A 16,312-nucleotide genomic window follows, 5' to 3' on the forward strand; every position below is an offset into this window, starting at 1 on the left:
CAGACACTTACGTCTGAAGGATTAATCGAAATTCGCGATCACGCAAGCGCCTTGTAGAGGCTGAACAGGCTGGTCGCCGTCAACACGATGCCAACCATCAACATCAGCCTTTGCGGCTGGACGTGCCGCGCCACAAAGGCTGCCAGCGGTGCAGCTACAATGCCGCCGATGAGAAGCCCGAATGTGGCAATGCTGAACGCTTCCAGCCCCAGTTGCGAAATGAATGTGGCTGAAGCAGCCGTCGTCAGGAAGAATTCCGCAGTATTGACCGTGCCGACTGTCATGCGTGGCGACGTACCCTGGATGAGCAGATTGGACGTGACAACCGGTCCCCAGCCGCCGCCGCCTGCGGCATCCAGAAAACCGCCAATCAGGCCAAGCGGCGCAATGACCTTGGGCTCGCGATGCTCGTGTGTATACCCCCAGGCTTTGTACAACAGGTAAAGGCCGATGCAGGCGAGATAGGCCATCACAAAGGGCTTGGCGATCGAGGCATCAATGCTCGTAAGGACATAGGCACCCAGCACGGCGCCGATGACGCCGGGAATGGCGAGCCGCCGGAACAGACGCCAATCGACGTTGCGGTGGAGGATGTGGCTGATGCCCGATGCGGCCGTTGTGAACATCTCGACGACATGGACACGTGCCGAAGCATGAGCCGGGGGCACGCCCAGAACGCTAACGAGAAGTGTGTTCGTGATGACCCCGAATGCCATGCCAATCGCCCCGTCGATCAGCTGGGCCACGAACCCAACCGCAACGAAAGGCAGCATCGCCGACAGGTCGAACCCGAAAATCTCCATTCACCCACCCTCAAATCCGGACTCGTTCCCGACCAGAATGCGTTGATCGACGCAAGGAAAATTCTGCTCGAGAATCACACTTCTACAGCACGGGTCTAGAATCCCGAGCTTGAAACACCTAGATAGAGTTCCTTGGGAAGGTGAAAGGCAACACACGACTCATGTTCGACCGGCTGATAGCCTATCTCGATTCAGTGAAGGCACGAGATCCCGCTCCCCGCTCACGCTGGGAAATTCTGACTTATCCTGGCGTATGGGCGCTTGGGTTCCACCGCGTAGCCCATTGGCTATTTGCGGCAGACCTGTTTTTCCTCGCCCGGGTGGTCAACCACATCGCACGATTCCTGACTGCGATCGATATTCACCCCGGCGCGACAATCGGACGCAATTTCTTCATTGATCACGGCTTTGTCGTGATTGGTGAAACGGCGGAAATCGGCGATAATGTCACGATTTACCAGTGTGTCACGCTGGGCGGGACGAGCCCTGACAATGGCGTTGCCGGCAAACGGCATCCGACGTTGGGTGATGGAGTTATCATTGGATCTGGCGCACAGGTTCTGGGCCCAATCACGCTCGGGCCGCGGTCGCGGGTCGGCGCGAATTCCGTTGTGACAAAAGACGTGCCTGAGGGGGCCACAATGGTTGGTATTCCTGCGCGGCAGACACTTGTCGATGCTGCGGACTATCAGAAGGGATTTGTTCCCTATGGCACGCCCTGCAGCGAGCGATTCGATCCAGCGACTCAGCAACTTGAAATCCTCAAGTGCGAAGTTGAGCAGTTGCAGAAGCGACTGGCTGCCTTGGCCGAGGAACGTGAGGCCGACACACCCAAACGGAAAAAGGCCTGATGGGAGACGTCACCCCGTTTCCGAACCGGGGCGGCGGACAGACGGCTTTTGATCGGTCCGAACTGACACGCATTCTCGACCTGTATGGACGAATGGTCGCTGCAGGTTTGTGGCGCGACTATGCCATCGCCCTGGAACGTGACGTTGCTGTCTTCAGTGCATTCCGACGCGCAACCGAACGTCCTGAGTATCGGATCGAGAAGCGCCCGACACTGCGCAATCGTCAGGGTATGTGGGCCTTGATTGGCGAAGCGGGCATGGTTCTACGGCGCGGGCATGAACTTGCACCCATACTCGCGCCGGTCGAACGACGGCTTATGAAGCTGGTTGCACCTTGACCGGAACGGCGAGCGACGGGGGCAGCTTTGCTCCGATTGCCGCTGGCAGCATGACGAGGACAGCCTGCCGGACACTATGCCAGAAGGCCGAGAGCATCAGCAAAGCGCTGCCGATCACAAAGGCGGCCAAGGCCACATTCAGACTGATAGCGCCAAATTCCCGGAACAGGGCGATGATAGCGTAGATGACATAGCCGAGTGCGGATACGAGCAGCGCCCGCCGGTCAACGGCCAGAGCGACAAGCCCCATTGCAATATAAAGCGCCACAACCACCAGTGCCTTGCCCACGCTCGGTTCGCCCTCGAGCATGCCAAGCATTGCGAAGATCGAATGCGCAATCATGGGGGCTGCCAGCAAATGCAACCAAAAGGCGACATCCGAACGACGCGTCGTCCGTGTGGGATCTGACATGTCCCAGTGCATGGCCAAAGCAAAGACGCCGAGGCCAAGGACAAAGAGCGCGGCATATATGACTCGACTGATATTTTCCTCGCCGACCGCCGCAAGAAGGAGTGAGAGGCTGACCCCGACCAGAGCGACTGCACCCGCAGCTATCGTGATCGGAACCTGGAACCGCCGCCAGTGGAGCCAGGCAGCCCCTCCGGCTGTTGCTGCGCAACAAGCCGTAATCGCAGCGCTAGCGCTATTGCCTGCTACTAGCCCGCCGTCGCCCAGAATCGCTGACACGAGTGCGCCGAAAACGCCGCCAACGAACGAGAGCAGGAAGACAATGCTCGGCAGAGCCATGCGTCTCTGGCGCGTGAAGTATTCCGCCAATCCCCACGACAAGCCAGCGACCGTGGCTGCGCCGACTGCCGGGTGAATTTCGCCACCAAGCCATCCGCCGCCGACGAGCAGCAGAACACCCGCGATCGCGACGAAGATGTCGTTGAATCCGGACAGGAGCCGAAAATCCTCTTCATCGACCATTGACGTTGCGCGCTGGGCCGAAACATGGGTCCTCAACGCCTCGACTGCCTGTGGACTCAACACTCCAGCCGCTATGGCCGATTCCAGATCGCTCTCGCTGTACATCGTTCCGTCTCCTCAAGGCGAACGTCTGCCACAAGTGTGTTATCTTTGCAATACACTTGTGGCCGAACAAAAAAGGGGCCGCATGAAGCAGCCCCTTTTCCCCCGATAAATTGGATTTGTGTGTCTAGGCAAAAGCGACGCGCGTCGCGTGGCGCCTCCGCATGGACCGGCCCAGGACAGCAAAACCAGCGAACATCATCATCCAGGTGGCAGGCTCTGGCACTGGCGCTGATTTGACAGCAACATTGTCGACCTCGAACGCATTTCCACTTGAATTGAACCGTAGCCCCGAAACCAGACCTTGGTCCGCGCCAGTGAATGTCAGCTTGGCGATCGGATTAGTCGTTGGACTGGTCTGGTTGCCGTTTGGATTGACTGCCGCATTGGCGCCAGTGAATGTGGCGATCACGTTGCTCGCGGCATCGAGCACTTCCAGAGTATTGTATGAATCGACCGAACCCCAGATGAAACTGATCTCACTGATCAGCCCAAAAGCCGACAGGTTGAGCGTACGGGGCGTGCCATCTGTCGGCCCGACCGAAATATAGCCGCCGGTGCTGCCAAAGGGTTGCGCGCGAACGCCGCCGACCGAACCTGAAAAGATCGTGCCATTATACTCTGGCGTTGCCGAATTGAAATCGAACGTCGGTGTCGGCCCGGCATAGATCGACGCGCCCGGTGTGGCGGACAGGGTGATTGCGGCATTGGCAGGGACTGCCGAAAGACCAACTGCGGCGGATGCCGCCAGAATCAGGAGCTTCTTCATTAACCATCCTTCGTTTCGCCATGCCATTTTCAAAATGGAAAGCCTTGGTTCACAGTTGAAATTCTTAACAAGAACTGCAGACTTGGCATGAAGAATACATGGAATTCGGCCAAAAACCAGCACACGGAACGACCGAATATGGTAAATGAAACGCCTGTCTCTGTCTGGCACAATACTCCTGAAATAGCTTAAATGGTTAATTCAACCGGATATGGACTTTCTCTCAACTGCCAAGCGATTGCAATCGATTGATCGCAGCCATGGATTGCTCGGAGCCGGATTGCGGCACGGTTTCACCTGTGCGATCAATGATCTCGGCCCAATGGGCTGCGACGCCCTCAACTGTCCGTTCGTCTTCTGAAAGAGCTACGCCGCGTGTCAGCGTGACATTTGCCGCATGGAAGAAGCCGCCACCAGCGCCTACAATCGCGTTTGAAGGCGCGTCGTCGCTCACGAGGTAGAGTGCAGCCGGCACTACATTGATCGGGTTGAATGATTTGAACGCTTCCGGCGGGAAAATGTCTTCGGTCATGCGCGTTGCTGCGATCGGAGCGAGCGTGTTGACCTTGATATTGTTCTTCGCGCCTTCAAGGTAGAGCGACTTGGTGAACCCGGCCAGCCCCAGCTTGGCAGCGCCATAGTTGGTCTGGCCGAAATTGCCATAAAGCCCTGTTGAAGACGCCGTCATGAGGATGCGTCCATAATTCTGTTCGCGCATCGTTTCCCAAACCGCCTTGGTGCAGTTTGCGGAGCCAATGAGGTGAACCTTCACCACGAGCTCGAAGTCCGCAATTTCCATCTTGGCGAAACTCTTGTCGCGCAAGATGCCGGCATTGTTGATCAGGATATGGACTCCGCCCCAGGCTTCCTTGGCCTTCGCAACCATTTCGACCATCTGGTCATATTCCGCGACATTGCCGCCGTTCGACATGGCGTCTCCGCCCATGGCCCTGATCTCTTCAACGACCTTGAGCGCCGAATCGGAATGCCCGGTGCCGTCTCGTGCTGCGCCGAGATCATTAACGACCACCTTTGCGCCGCGGCGCGCGAGTTCAAGTGCATATTCGCGACCAAGTCCGCCGCCCGCGCCTGTGACGATGGCAACCTTGCCTGCAAAACTGATGGTCATGGTCTCTGCTCCGATAACAAATGATGGCGGCTGATTAGCGCCTGTTTTTGTGCGCGCAAGCGCCTTCATCCTGACGCTACGGCAAGGCAAAGCTGATCGCGCCCTCGACATTTTCGCCGAACCGAGCTTTAGCCTGAGAGAATTGTTTCGAGGAGCATGCCATGGATGGGCGCCATCTGGCAAAGGCACTTGCCAATCCTGCCTATGTGCAAGGGCTCGATCCGCACGGATGGGCATCGCTCCTGGCTATGGCCGATGCGGAAGAACTTACAGCCAGCCTCGCCTGGCGCGTGAATGGATTGGCCATTCCAGAAGATGTCTTGGCCCACCTGACGCTTGCATATGAAAGGGCGGAGGAAAGCCGAACCAAGACACTTGGCGTTGTGCGCGCGATTGCTGACCAACTGGTGCCGGCCGGGATTTCGGCAATAGTGCTGGCCGAGGCAGCATGGATCGCTGCCGGGCTGGATGCAGCGCGCGGCGCTTTTGCGGCCGATGTCGCAATTGCCGTTCCCCGGGAACGCGAGGCCGATGCACGCGGGCTTCTCGCCCCTTCGATCCGGCTGGAGCTTACCGCAGACGCTGGCGTACGTCCGCTTGAAAACGGGCTGCTTGTGAAGGCTCCCGAGTCCATGCTGATGGATGCAGTCGTCGCGCTTCTGGGCCGCGGCGATCCGGCAGGACTGGCCGGACTTTGGGCAATAGACCGGCTGATCCGTGAATTTTGCGACGTCGAAGGCTTCTGGCAGCGTTTGCACAGCTGCTCGGCCGCCCGAAAGCGCACACCGCTCTTGTCACGCGCGCTTCGCCTGTCACATCATCTTTTTGAAACGCCCGTCGACCCTTGGCTGGCTTGGGAACCGCGGCGCGGCGATATCTTTTATCTGGGGCGCATTCTTGCGCGCAATGCGCGTGGCGAGGAATCCTGTCGAATCCTGCGGCTCGCCTTTCGCGTGAGAGCCCGGCTGCGCGGCTAGTTCTGGAATCTGCAACCATTTGGTGGCAAAGACTGAGGTCATGAGCAAAAGACCTGTTGCTGCTGTCATTCTTGCCGCGGGCAAGGGTACGCGCATGAAATCCGACCTGCACAAGGTCCTCCACCCGATCGCCGGCAAGCCGATGCTGCTGCATTTGCTGGAAAGCGTCGAGGCGCTGGATGCAACGCGCAAAGTCGTCATCGTGGGCAGCGGGAAGGAACAGCTCGAAACAGCGGTTGCGGGCACCGGCTGCACGATTGCGGTGCAGGAGCCGCAGCTTGGCACGGGCCACGCCGTCCAGCAGGCGGAGACCGCGCTATCCGGCTTCGATGGTGATGTCCTGATCCTTTATGGCGATGTGCCCTTTGTTCCAGCCGATACAATGCGGGCGATGCTCGACCGGCTTGGGGAGGCCGATCAGCCCGCAGTGGTTGTCCTGGGCTTCGAACCTTCCGACGGCCTTCAATATGGGCGAGTCATCGCATCGGATAGCGGCCGGATCACCAAAATGGTCGAGTACAAGGATGCGACGCCTGCAGAGCGCGATTTTCCACTGTGCAATTCCGGGCTCATGGCCGTCCGATCGCAGGACCTCTTCGCTTTGCTCTCCCGGGTGGGCAAGGACAATGCGGCTGGGGAGTATTATCTCGTCGATATCGTCAATATCGCTATTGCCGACGGCCGATCATGTGCAGTCATCACGACCGACCCGTTCGATGTGGCCGGAATCAACAGCAGGGCCGAACTTGCCGAAATGGAAGCTCAATGGCAGGCGCGCCGCCGCCAACGGGCCATGGACGAAGGTGCCACGTTGGTGGCGCCCGAGACGGTCTGGTTTTCGCATGACACGCGTATTGGCCGCGATGTGCTCATCGAACCCAATGTGTTCTTTGGCCCCGATGTGTCCATTGCCGATTCTGCAATTATCCGAGGCTTTTCGCATATCGAGGGCGCGAGGATTGCCAGTGGTGCAGAAGTGGGGCCATTTGCGCGCCTTCGTCCGGGGGTCGTGCTTGAAGAAAAGGCAAAGGTCGGCAATTTCGTTGAAATGAAGAAGGCGCGTCTCGGCAAAGGTGCCAAGGCAAGTCATCTGACCTACCTGGGCGATGCCGATGTTGGCGACGGCGCAAATATCGGTGCCGGCACGATTACCTGCAATTATGACGGGTTTTTGAAATATCGGACGGAAATCGGGGCGGGAGCCTTCATCGGCTCCAATTCCGCACTCGTCGCGCCGGTCTCCATTGGTGAGGGCGCAATTGTTGCGGCCGGCTCTGTCGTCACGGCCGATGTGCATGCCGATGCTTTGGCCATTGCCCGCGGATCACAGGAAATGAAGCCAAACTGGGCCCGGCGATTCCGAGAAGTCATGGCCGCGAAGAAGGCAGAACGGAAATAGCCTCGCGTCTTGAGCGCAGGGCTGCCCGGCACTGATGTCCGGTTTCGCTTGAAATTCTTAAGCTTTCTACCGATATTGAAGAAATCCGGTGCTTTTCACCGGGCAAAGGAGTGAAATTACGATGGCCAACTGGTCGGATCCCCGCATTGTCGGAGCCCCCTTGGGCGCCGCTGCTGGCACGCAAAGCGCCGCCTATGATGCGGGCCTGCGTTCCTACATGCTGTCTGTTTACAACTACATGGCGTCCGGCGTCCTGCTGACGGGCATTGTCGCGCTGCTCTTCGCACGCAGCGGCTATGCCCAGTCGATCATGATGTCTCCGGGCATTCTGAAATACGTTATCATGTTTGCGCCGTTGGGCTTTGTCTTCGCACTGAGCTTCGGCATCAATCGCATGTCGACGGCTGCCGCACAGGCCACTTACTGGGCCTATGCAGCCGTCATGGGCATGTCGCTCTCGACGATATTCCTGATTTATACCGGAACATCGATTGCCCAGACCTTCTTCGCGACGGCCGGAGCCTTCGCAGGCCTCAGCCTTTATGGCTATACCACCAAGAAGGACCTCTCTGGCTTCGGCACGTTCCTGATTATGGGTGTTGTCGGCCTGCTGGTGGCGAGTATCGTCAACATCTTCATGCAGTCCGGCCCGTTCCAGCTTGTGATCAGCGCCCTTGGCGTCCTGATCTTTGCCGGACTGACCGCCTATGACACACAGAAGATCAAGTCGATGTACAGCTATGTTGCTGGCAGCGAGATGGTCGGGAAAACCGTCGTGATGGGTGCGCTGCAGCTCTATCTCGACTTCATCAACATGTTCATGTTCCTGCTGCGGCTGTTCGGTTCGCGCGACTGATCCAGCAGATCATGGCTGAAACAAGCGGCCCGGCAGGAGCGATCCTGCCGGGCCTTTTTCATGCCTATTCCGGCAGGAAGTCCGGTACGCTCAGATAGCGTTCGCCGGTATCATAGTTGAAACCAAGCACCCGAGCGTTCCTGGGCAGGTCCGGCAGCTTCTGGGCAATGGCAGCCAGTGTTGCGCCCGATGAAATGCCGACCAGCATGCCTTCCTCCGTTGCAGAGCGCCGTGCCATTGCCTTTGCATCGGCCGGATCGACTTGGATAACACCATCAAGCAACTGGGTGTGGAGGTTTGCCGGGATGAAACCTGCGCCAATGCCCTGAATGGGATGCGGGGCCGGGCTGCCGCCCGAAATGACCGGCGAAAGCGTCGGCTCGACTGCAAAAACCTTCAGGTTCGGCCAAACCTTTTTCAGGTACTGCGCAACGCCCGTGATATGGCCGCCGGTTCCGACGCCGGTGATGATGGCGTCAAGCGGCGCATCCTTGAAGTCCGCGAGGATCTCGGGCCCCGTCGTGCGGACGTGAATGTCGATATTCGCCGGATTTTCGAATTGCTGCGGCATCCATGCGCCGGGCGTGGTCGAGACGATCTCCAGCGCGCGCTCGATTGCGCCTTTCATGCCCTTTTCGCGGGGCGTTAGGTCGAATGTGGCGCCATAGGCCAGCATCAGGCGCCGGCGTTCGATCGACATGCTTTCCGGCATCACGAGGACAAGCTTGTATCCCTTAACGGCTGCAACCATCGCGAGGCCAATGCCCGTATTTCCGGACGTCGGTTCAACAATTGTGCCGCCGGGCTTCAGCGCGCCCGACTTTTCGGCATCCTCGATCATCGCAAGACCAATTCGGTCCTTGATGGATCCGCCAGGATTGCTCCGTTCGGACTTGATCCAGACTTCGGCATCCGGAAACAGCCGCGCAACGCGGACGTGGGGGGTGTTGCCAATGGTTTCGAGGATATTGGCTGCCTTCATGTCGTCAACTCCTTTGGTAAGTCGAATGTCTTTGCCCGGCGCAATTCGGGAAAAATATAGGCCCAGATCAGGGTCACGGCAATTGCCCCGGCACCGCCAATCACGACCGCGCCGATTGGGCCGACCAGCGCCGCTGCCAGCCCCGATTGAGCCTCTCCCAACTCGTTCGAGCCCGAGATCGCAAGCTGGGATACGGCGTTGACGCGACCGCGCATTTCGTCCGGCGTATAAAGCTGGACAAGGGAGGAGCGGACATAGACGGACAGCATGTCCGCAGCGCCAAGGATCGTCAGCATCCCAAGCGAGAGCCACAAATTCGTCGAAATGCCGAAGACGATCGTCGCCACGCCAAAGGCAATTACCGCTGCCAGCATCTTGATCCCGACATTGCTCGCCAGCGGGCGAAAGGAAAACCACAGCGCCATGATTGTCGCGCCGAGCGCAGGCGCCCCGCGCAACCATCCAAGACCTTCGGGTCCGATCTTCAATATGTCACGTGCATAGACAGGCAGAAGAGCCGTTGCGCCCGCAAGCAGGACGGCAAACAGGTCGAGCGTAATCGCGCCCAGCAGGAACCGGTGGCCACGAACATAGCCAAGTCCGTCAATCATCTGGCGTAACGGATGCGATCCATCCTTGATCGAGGTGCGCGCATAGGGGCGGATCGACAGGATGGAGGCCGTCGTGATGGCCAGCAGGGCTGCGGCGATCCAGTATGAAGAGGCTGGATGGGCAGCATAGGCCAATCCGCCAAAGGCCGGGCCCAGAATGCCGCCGGTTTGCCATGCGATGCTGCTCATGGCGATTGCGCGGGGCAGCGATTCCGGCGGAACGAGATTGGGAGCAATCGAACTGAGTGACGGACCGTTGAACGCACGCACGACGCCGTGCAGTCCCGCGACAATGAACAGGGCAGGCAGAGTCAGACTGTCATGTGCGGTCATCCACCCCAAAGCGAGCGCATTGAGCAGGTCAAGCGATATCGCTGCCGATGCAACGAACCGCCGGTCAAATCGGTCTGCCATCCATCCGGCAACCGGCATCAGGACGAGCAGCGGAAGGAACTGGGCTATACCGATGAGGCCAAGCTGGAACGCTGCGGCCTTCGGCCCCATGCCATAATCGGTCCGTGCAACATCATAGACCTGCCAGCCGATCACCACGACCATGCCCACTTGCGCCAGCACCGCACAGAAGCGCGCAATCCAGAACAGGCGGTAGTCGCGAAACGCCAGTGGAGATTGCGGCTTGCTCATTCAGGCGTGCCGCAACAGGCCGGATCGGGAAAGATCGTCATGAACCAGCCTTAGGCAAGGCTCACAAAGCTGTCGAGAACACGTTTTCTTCCCGCTTGCTCAAAATCTATTTCCAGCTTGTTGCCTTCGATTTCGGCAATCGTGCCATATCCGAATTTGGTGTGGAAGATCCGCAAGCCCACCGAGACGTCGCTGCGGCCCTTGTTGCCAAGGCTGACGGCGCTGCCACGCGCTTCGACAATGCGGGTCGGCTGGGTCGAATAGCTACCGCCGGCCGCGCGCTGCCAGCCGGGTCCACGGCCAGTGCCGCGCTGGACATGGGCAAAGGGATCAATCTGTTCGGACCAGCTTGCCCGCCACAGGCTCTCGCCCCCGGCCATGCTGGTTTCCTGGAGGATATGGGCATCTGGCAATTCGGCAATGAAACGTGAAGGGATGCTTGATGTCCATTGGCCATAGATGCGTCGATTTGCCGCATGCAGGATGGTGCACCGCTTCCGCGCCCGGGTAATCGCGACATAGGCGAGGCGGCGTTCCTCTTCGAGGCTCTTTAGCCCACCTTCGTCCAATGCGCGCTGCGACGGGAACACGCCTTCCTCCCAGCCGACAAGGAACGTCCGGTCAAATTCCAGGCCCTTAGCGGCGTGGATCGTCATGATCGTCACCTTCTGATCGTCCGCCGCTGCATCATTATCCATCACCAGGCTGACATGTTCGAGGAAGGCGCCAAGCGTTTCATAGTCTTCCATGGCCCGGACAAGTTCGCTCAGGTTTTCGAGACGCCCGGCACTTTCGGCGGACTTGTCCGCTTGCAGCATCGCAGTATAGCCGCTTTCGTCGAGAATGGCCCTGGCAAGCTCGGGATGCAGCAGGTCACGTGCCCTGTCTCGCCAGCTTGCCAGATCAGCGACAAATCCACCAAGCGCGCGCCGGGCCTGCGGGGTCAGTTCATCACTGTCCAGAATTCGGGTTGCGGCCTGTGCAAGCGGCATGGCTTCCGCACGTGCCAGCGTCTGCAATTTCGCAATCGCCTTGTCGCCCAGCCCGCGTTTGGGCTGGTTGACGATCCGCTCGAACGCCAGATCGTCGGCCGGCTGGTTGACGAGCCTCAGATAAGCCAATGCATCCCGGATCTCGGCGCGTTCGTAAAAGCGGAATCCGCCAACGATCCTGTAGGGCAGGCCGATGGCAATGAACCGGTCTTCGAATTCGCGGGTCTGGAATTGTGCGCGGACGAGAATTGCCGCATCGTCGAGCGAGGCTCCGTTGCGCTGGTCCGCTTCGATCATCTCGCCAACGCGCCGGGCTTCTTCCGGGCCATCCCAGACGCCAATGACGTCAACTTTCTCGCCAGCGTTCAATTGCGTCCAGAGTGTCTTGCCAAGCCGTCCGCCATTATTCGCAATCAGGCCGGACGCGGCGGCGAGGATATGCGGTGTCGAACGGTAATTCTGTTCGAGCTTGATTATTGCGGCACCGGGAAAATCCTGTTCGAAGCGCAGGATGTTGGTCACCTCAGCGCCGCGCCAGGAATAGATCGACTGGTCATCATCGCCCACGCAGCAGATATTCTTGCGCACCTGGGCGAGCAGCCTGAGCCAGAGGTACTGGACGGCGTTGGTGTCCTGATACTCGTCAACCAGGATGTATTTGAAGCGCCGCTGATAATCCTCAAGCACATCGCGATTCGCCTTGAGGATCGTCAGGACATGAAGCAGCAGATCCCCGAAGTCGCAGGCATTGAGGGCCTTCAGCCGGTCCTGGTAAATCTGGTAGAGTTCACCCCCACGGCCATTGGCGAAGCGTTCGCTTTCTCCAGCATCAATGTCGCTGGGGGTCAGCCCCTTGTTTTTCCACTGATCGATCAGTCCGCCCAATTGTCTTGCAGGCCAGCGCTTCTCGTCCAGATCGGCAAGCTGGATCACCTGTTTCAAGAGGCGAATCTGGTCATCAGTGTCGAGGATGGTGAAATTGCTCTGCAGGCCGACAAGTTCGGCGTGGCGACGGAGCATTTTCGCACCGATCGAATGAAATGTCCCGAGCCAGGGCATGCCTTCAACGGCATCGCCGATAATCCGGCCGACGCGCTCCTTCATTTCGCGCGCTGCCTTGTTCGTAAAGGTGACAGCGAGGATTTCCGAAGGCCGTGCGCTGCGCGTTGCAATCAGGTGCGCGAGCCGTGCCGTCAGTGCTGCTGTCTTGCCAGTCCCTGCGCCCGCCAACATCAGGACGGGACCTTCCGAAGTCAGCACAGCCTCGCGCTGCGGCGGGTTCAATCCCTTGAGGTAGGGTGGCTCAACTGACGGTGTCGGGGTGTTCATCGTCACGAACGATTAGGGAACATTGTTCCGGCGAGCAAGCGCCTCGGTCTGCCATCGGCAATGCCTGCTTGGCCCCGGTGCCGCACAGCGTTAGGGTGGGGCCACGTCATGCAGATCTATCTTCCCATTGCCAATATGTCGGTCAACATCCTGACCATGATCCTGCTCGGCGGGACAGTAGGGCTGCTGTCGGGCATGTTTGGGGTTGGAGGAGGGTTTCTTACTACACCGCTGCTGATTTTCTTTGGCATTCCGCCCACGGTTGCGGCCGCATCGGCTGCCACGCAGGTGACGGGCGCCAGTGTTTCCGGCGTACTTGCGCATTGGGAACGCGGTGGGGTCGACCTGCGGATGGGCTTGCTCCTTGCCGCAGGAGGCGTGATCGGTGCCTTGGTCGGAGCCTGGCTGTTCAATGCGCTGAGCGGGCTTGGCCAGATCGATACGGCGATCAATATTCTGTATGTTGCGATGCTGGGATCGATCGGGTGGCTGATGGCACGAGATGCCTGGCGCGACATTCGGGCAGAACGGTCCGGAGAGCCGGTTCAAGTCCGCAAGGTTCATCATCACCCGCTGGTCGCGAACCTGCCATTTCGCTGGCGCTTCTACAAATCGGGCATTTATGTCTCTCCCTTGGCGCCGCTCGCCCTTGGCGTTTTCACCGGCATACTGACTGTCCTTCTCGGAGTTGGCGGTGGCTTTGTTGTCGTGCCGGCGATGATCTACCTGCTTGGCATGTCGGCAAGAGTCGTCGTCGGTACGTCGCTATTGCAGATTCTGCTTGTCACGGCCTTCACGACAATGGTTCATGCCTTGACGACACATGCTGTCGATATCGTTCTGGCTGCGCTGCTGCTGGTCGGCGGCACATTCGGGGCCCAGATGGGAGCCCGTCTCGCCGTCCGGCTGCCGCCCCAGAAGCTCAGAATGGCCCTGGCCGTTATCGTTCTGCTTGTGGCCTTGCGGATGTTCCTTGGCTTGACCTACCGCCCGCCCGAGCTCTTCACGATCGAGCTCCTGGGATGATCCGGGGCCTTTTCCTTGCGGTCATTGCACTTCTTCTGACGGGAGCGCGTGAACCCGTCCTCGTACCCGACGTGTCCCAGCGCAATGTGGATATCGTTTACAGTTTCACGGGGGCCGAACTGCTCCTGTTCGGAGCGATCCTCTATCCGGACGGCCGCTTTCCCCAGCGCGATGCCGATATCGCAGTGGTGCTCAAGGGGCCAAGCCAGCCCATATTGATGCGTGAAAAGCAGCGGTTGCTCGGGACGATCTGGGCGAATGCAGACAGCACACGCTTTCAGTCCGCGCCGGGCTTTTATGCGATTGCGACGTCGCGCCCGCTTGAAAAGCTGGTCGATGAGCGGACGGCTGCAATCTATGAACTCGGGCTTGGCAATATCCAACTTTCGCCGGCCGATGCGGGTGACACCGGCAAGCAGGCCCGATTTGAAAACGGGCTTGTCGATCTGCGCCGCAAGAATGAACTTTTCATTGATCGACCGGGGGCAGTGGAGATCACCAATGGCGTGCTCTATCGGGCGCGCCTGCCCATCCCGGCACGGGTCCCGACGGGGCACTATACGGCGGAAACGTTCCTCATTCGCGATGGGCGCGTTCTCGCAGCGGCTACGCGCGACATCGTCATCCGCAAATCCGGATTTGAGAGGTTTGTAGCGGTTGCTGCGGATCAATCCCCCTTTCTCTATGGCCTGTGCGCGATTGCGCTTTCGCTCGGGCTTGGCTGGCTTGCGAGCGCGGCGTTCAAGCGGTTCTGACCGGTTCACCCGGTTTCCGCTTTCTTAAGGAACGCCTGCTATCCCGATGTCCTGTTTCAGGGGGCCGAATTTATGGATTTTCCGACGTCATCGAGTGCTGCGCAACCACAATCGGACTTTGGCCTTGCTGCTGTGCCGCGCCCGGCGCGTGGCGTGGATACCGAGATCGGCTGTGTCCTGGACATTTCAGGATCGTCTTCGCGCGTGCTTCTCGATGCGGCAGCCATCGAATCGCTGGCTTCGCAGGCAGATCCCAGCCTTGCAGGCGCCGGGCAGGTCGGTGGCCAGATCAAGGTCAAGGTCGGCTCGACATGGCTAGTCGCCAATATTCGTACACTTTCGAAACACCCTGACATGTCGGGAAAGGTGATCGCAATGATCGACTTTCTGGGCGAGGGCGATGAAGAGCGCCTGACCGGCAAGATCTACAATTTCCGCCGCGGTGTGACGCGATATCCATTTCCTGATGCATCGGTCTTTCCGGCGTCTTCGGACGACATGCGCCAGCTCTATGCTGCCGATGACCGCGCGATCATCGAGATTGGCACTGTCTATCCCACAAGCGATATCCGCGGGGCACTGTATGTAGACGCCATGCTGGGCAAGCATTTCGCACTGCTCGGCTCGACAGGTACCGGCAAATCAACGGCGGCCGCACTCATTCTGCACAGAATTTGCGAAATGGCACCACAGGGTCATATCGTGATGATCGATCCCCACGGCGAATATTCAGCGGCGTTCAAGACCAATGGCGCGCTTTACGACGTGACGAACCTCGCCATGCCATACTGGCTGATGAACTTTGAGGAGCATTGCGAAGTCTTTCTGACAACCCAGGGAAAAGAGCGCCAGCTTGATGCCGATATCCTTGCCAAGTGCCTTCTTGCTGCCCGCGCAAAGAGTCGCACTTCCGAAGGGATTGCCAAGCTCACGGTCGACTCGCCGATTCCCTATCTCCTGTCCGACCTCACCAACATCATTCAGGCGGAAATGGGCAAGCTGGACAAGGCCGGCGAGAATGCACCGTATATGCGGCTGAAAACCAAGATTGACGAAATCAAGGCCGATCCGCGCTACACCTTCATGTTTTCCGGGATGATGGTGGCCGACACAATGGCTGAGTTCCTTGGCCGGATCTTCCGCCTTCCGGGCGACGGCAAGCCGATCTCGATCATCGATGTCTCGGGTGTCCCGTCCGAAATCACCTCGGTGGTTGTTGCAGTCTTGAGCCGGATGGTCTTTGACTACGCAATCTGGTCGCGCAACGAGCCGCAGCGCCCGATCCTGCTCGTCTGTGAAGAAGCCCACCGCTATGTGCCGGCCGAACGAGACGCGCACAAAAGCTCTGTCGGCAAGATCCTCGGCCGGATTGCGAAGGAAGGTCGTAAATACGGTATTTCGCTCGGCCTTATCACCCAGCGTCCGTCGGACCTTGCCGAAGGGGTGTTGTCGCAATGCGGTACCATTATTGCGATGCGCCTCAACAATGATCGCGACCAGGCCTTTGTGAAAGCGGCCATGCCGGAAGGCGCACGCGGCTTTCTCGATACCATTCCTGCGCTCCGAAACCGGGAATGCATCATCTGCGGCGAAGGCGTGTCTATCCCGATCCGCGTTGCGATCGACGACCTTGAGGAATTCAAGCGCCCCGCGTCCAGCGATCCGATCTTTTCGGAACTCTGGCAGCAGGCGGGCGGCGAGGACGAGATTGTCGGTCGTGTGGTAAAAAGGTGGCGCAGTCAGGGCAAATAAAGCCCTGCATTGGCCTTTCCGGTTGACCTGACCCGATTGTCTGGCTAATGGCGCGCTCGTCCGAA

15 protein-coding genes are annotated in these 16,312 nt (G+C 59.0%); 8 read left to right on the forward strand and 7 right to left on the reverse strand.

All coding sequences use genetic code 11. The features are described 5' to 3' along the window. Positions 1–38: 38 nt before the first annotated feature. The gene (locus K0O24_RS04920; RefSeq protein WP_219894712.1) at positions 39–803 is read right to left on the reverse strand and encodes a sulfite exporter TauE/SafE family protein; all 765 of its coding nucleotides are present in this window, start codon (positions 801–803) and stop codon (positions 39–41) included. A gap of 161 nt (positions 804–964) precedes the next feature. Here K0O24_RS04920 and epsC point away from each other — a divergent pair, with 161 nt between their 5' ends. After that, positions 965–1,654, forward strand: coding sequence for a serine O-acetyltransferase EpsC (gene epsC / locus K0O24_RS04925; RefSeq protein WP_219895478.1), 690 nt, complete (start codon positions 965–967; stop codon positions 1,652–1,654). Continuing rightward, positions 1,654–1,992, forward strand: coding sequence for a DUF2794 domain-containing protein (locus tag K0O24_RS04930; protein WP_219894713.1), 339 nt, complete (start codon positions 1,654–1,656; stop codon positions 1,990–1,992). The genes epsC and K0O24_RS04930 overlap by 1 nt, the downstream gene beginning before the upstream one ends. Here the strand turns inward: K0O24_RS04930 and K0O24_RS04935 are convergent. The 3 genes from K0O24_RS04935 to K0O24_RS04945 form a co-directional block, all read right to left on the reverse strand. Further along, positions 1,970–3,028 carry a hypothetical protein gene (locus tag K0O24_RS04935; protein WP_219894714.1) on the reverse strand — a complete coding sequence of 353 codons (1,059 nt, stop codon included), beginning with the start codon at positions 3,026–3,028 and terminating at the stop codon, positions 1,970–1,972. The genes K0O24_RS04930 and K0O24_RS04935 overlap by 23 nt on opposite strands. A 124-nt stretch (positions 3,029–3,152) precedes the next feature. Then, positions 3,153–3,794: an Npun_F0296 family exosortase-dependent surface protein gene (locus K0O24_RS04940; RefSeq protein WP_219894715.1), complete on the reverse strand. Its 642-nt coding sequence runs from the start codon at positions 3,792–3,794 to the stop codon at positions 3,153–3,155. Between the two features lie 223 nt (positions 3,795–4,017). Next, positions 4,018–4,923, reverse strand: coding sequence for an SDR family NAD(P)-dependent oxidoreductase (locus tag K0O24_RS04945; RefSeq protein WP_219894716.1), 906 nt, complete (start codon positions 4,921–4,923; stop codon positions 4,018–4,020). Positions 4,924–5,084: 161 nt separating this feature from the next. On the opposite strand from K0O24_RS04945, the gene K0O24_RS04950 reads away from it, so the two are divergent. From K0O24_RS04950 to K0O24_RS04960, 3 genes are all read left to right on the forward strand, one after another. Then, on the forward strand, positions 5,085–5,900 hold the full coding sequence (locus tag K0O24_RS04950; protein WP_219894717.1) for a nucleotidyltransferase family protein: 816 nt from the start codon (positions 5,085–5,087) through the stop codon (positions 5,898–5,900). Between the two features lie 40 nt (positions 5,901–5,940). After that, the gene (glmU, locus tag K0O24_RS04955) at positions 5,941–7,299 is read left to right on the forward strand and encodes a bifunctional UDP-N-acetylglucosamine diphosphorylase/glucosamine-1-phosphate N-acetyltransferase GlmU (RefSeq protein WP_219894718.1); all 1,359 of its coding nucleotides are present in this window, start codon (positions 5,941–5,943) and stop codon (positions 7,297–7,299) included. A gap of 121 nt (positions 7,300–7,420) precedes the next feature. Then, positions 7,421–8,155, forward strand: a complete 735-nt coding sequence (locus K0O24_RS04960) for a Bax inhibitor-1/YccA family protein (RefSeq protein WP_219894719.1) — start codon at positions 7,421–7,423, stop codon at positions 8,153–8,155. A gap of 64 nt (positions 8,156–8,219) precedes the next feature. On the opposite strand, the gene cysK is transcribed toward K0O24_RS04960, so the two are convergent. From cysK to K0O24_RS04975, 3 genes are read right to left on the reverse strand one after another with little or no spacing between them, the layout of a single operon-like run. Continuing rightward, positions 8,220–9,137, reverse strand: a complete 918-nt coding sequence (gene cysK / locus K0O24_RS04965) for a cysteine synthase A (RefSeq protein WP_219894720.1) — start codon at positions 9,135–9,137, stop codon at positions 8,220–8,222. Further along, complete coding sequence (locus K0O24_RS04970; protein ID WP_219894721.1) at positions 9,134–10,393, reverse strand: MFS transporter; 1,260 nt, start codon at positions 10,391–10,393, stop codon at positions 9,134–9,136. Before K0O24_RS04970 ends, cysK begins: the two co-directional genes overlap by 4 nt. A 50-nt stretch (positions 10,394–10,443) precedes the next feature. Beyond that, positions 10,444–12,714, reverse strand: coding sequence for an ATP-dependent helicase (locus K0O24_RS04975; RefSeq protein WP_219894722.1), 2,271 nt, complete (start codon positions 12,712–12,714; stop codon positions 10,444–10,446). A gap of 108 nt (positions 12,715–12,822) precedes the next feature. Here K0O24_RS04975 and K0O24_RS04980 point away from each other — a divergent pair, with 108 nt between their 5' ends. The 3 genes from K0O24_RS04980 (at position 12,823) to K0O24_RS04990 (ending at position 16,247) form a co-directional block, all read left to right on the forward strand. Next, positions 12,823–13,740, forward strand: a complete 918-nt coding sequence (locus K0O24_RS04980) for a sulfite exporter TauE/SafE family protein (protein WP_219894723.1) — start codon at positions 12,823–12,825, stop codon at positions 13,738–13,740. Then, positions 13,737–14,495 carry a TIGR02186 family protein gene (locus K0O24_RS04985; RefSeq protein ID WP_219894724.1) on the forward strand — a complete coding sequence of 253 codons (759 nt, stop codon included), beginning with the start codon at positions 13,737–13,739 and terminating at the stop codon, positions 14,493–14,495. Before K0O24_RS04980 ends, K0O24_RS04985 begins: the two co-directional genes overlap by 4 nt. 72 nt (positions 14,496–14,567) lie before the next feature. Next, a complete protein-coding gene (locus K0O24_RS04990) occupies positions 14,568–16,247 on the forward strand; it encodes an ATP-binding protein (protein ID WP_219894725.1) in 1,680 nt (559 codons plus the stop codon). Positions 16,248–16,312 lie beyond the last annotated feature (65 nt).

Origin of the sequence: Aquisediminimonas profunda, from assembly GCF_019443285.1 — a bacterium.
GTDB classification, from domain to species: domain Bacteria; phylum Pseudomonadota; class Alphaproteobacteria; order Sphingomonadales; family Sphingomonadaceae; genus Aquisediminimonas; species Aquisediminimonas profunda.

Coding starts and splice junctions, on each gene's coding strand:
- K0O24_RS04920 (WP_219894712.1), bottom strand. CDS start 803: ATGGAGATTTTCGGGTTCGACCTGTCGGCGATGCTGCCTTTCGTTGCG.
- epsC (WP_219895478.1), top strand. CDS start 965: ATGTTCGACCGGCTGATAGCCTATCTCGATTCAGTGAAGGCACGAGAT.
- K0O24_RS04930 (WP_219894713.1), top strand. CDS start 1,654: ATGGGAGACGTCACCCCGTTTCCGAACCGGGGCGGCGGACAGACGGCT.
- K0O24_RS04935 (WP_219894714.1), bottom strand. CDS start 3,028: ATGTACAGCGAGAGCGATCTGGAATCGGCCATAGCGGCTGGAGTGTTG.
- K0O24_RS04940 (WP_219894715.1), bottom strand. CDS start 3,794: ATGAAGAAGCTCCTGATTCTGGCGGCATCCGCCGCAGTTGGTCTTTCG.
- K0O24_RS04945 (WP_219894716.1), bottom strand. CDS start 4,923: ATGACCATCAGTTTTGCAGGCAAGGTTGCCATCGTCACAGGCGCGGGC.
- K0O24_RS04950 (WP_219894717.1), top strand. CDS start 5,085: ATGGATGGGCGCCATCTGGCAAAGGCACTTGCCAATCCTGCCTATGTG.
- glmU (WP_219894718.1), top strand. CDS start 5,941: ATGAGCAAAAGACCTGTTGCTGCTGTCATTCTTGCCGCGGGCAAGGGT.
- K0O24_RS04960 (WP_219894719.1), top strand. CDS start 7,421: ATGGCCAACTGGTCGGATCCCCGCATTGTCGGAGCCCCCTTGGGCGCC.
- cysK (WP_219894720.1), bottom strand. CDS start 9,137: ATGAAGGCAGCCAATATCCTCGAAACCATTGGCAACACCCCCCACGTC.
- K0O24_RS04970 (WP_219894721.1), bottom strand. CDS start 10,393: ATGAGCAAGCCGCAATCTCCACTGGCGTTTCGCGACTACCGCCTGTTC.
- K0O24_RS04975 (WP_219894722.1), bottom strand. CDS start 12,714: ATGAACACCCCGACACCGTCAGTTGAGCCACCCTACCTCAAGGGATTG.
- K0O24_RS04980 (WP_219894723.1), top strand. CDS start 12,823: ATGCAGATCTATCTTCCCATTGCCAATATGTCGGTCAACATCCTGACC.
- K0O24_RS04985 (WP_219894724.1), top strand. CDS start 13,737: ATGATCCGGGGCCTTTTCCTTGCGGTCATTGCACTTCTTCTGACGGGA.
- K0O24_RS04990 (WP_219894725.1), top strand. CDS start 14,568: ATGGATTTTCCGACGTCATCGAGTGCTGCGCAACCACAATCGGACTTT.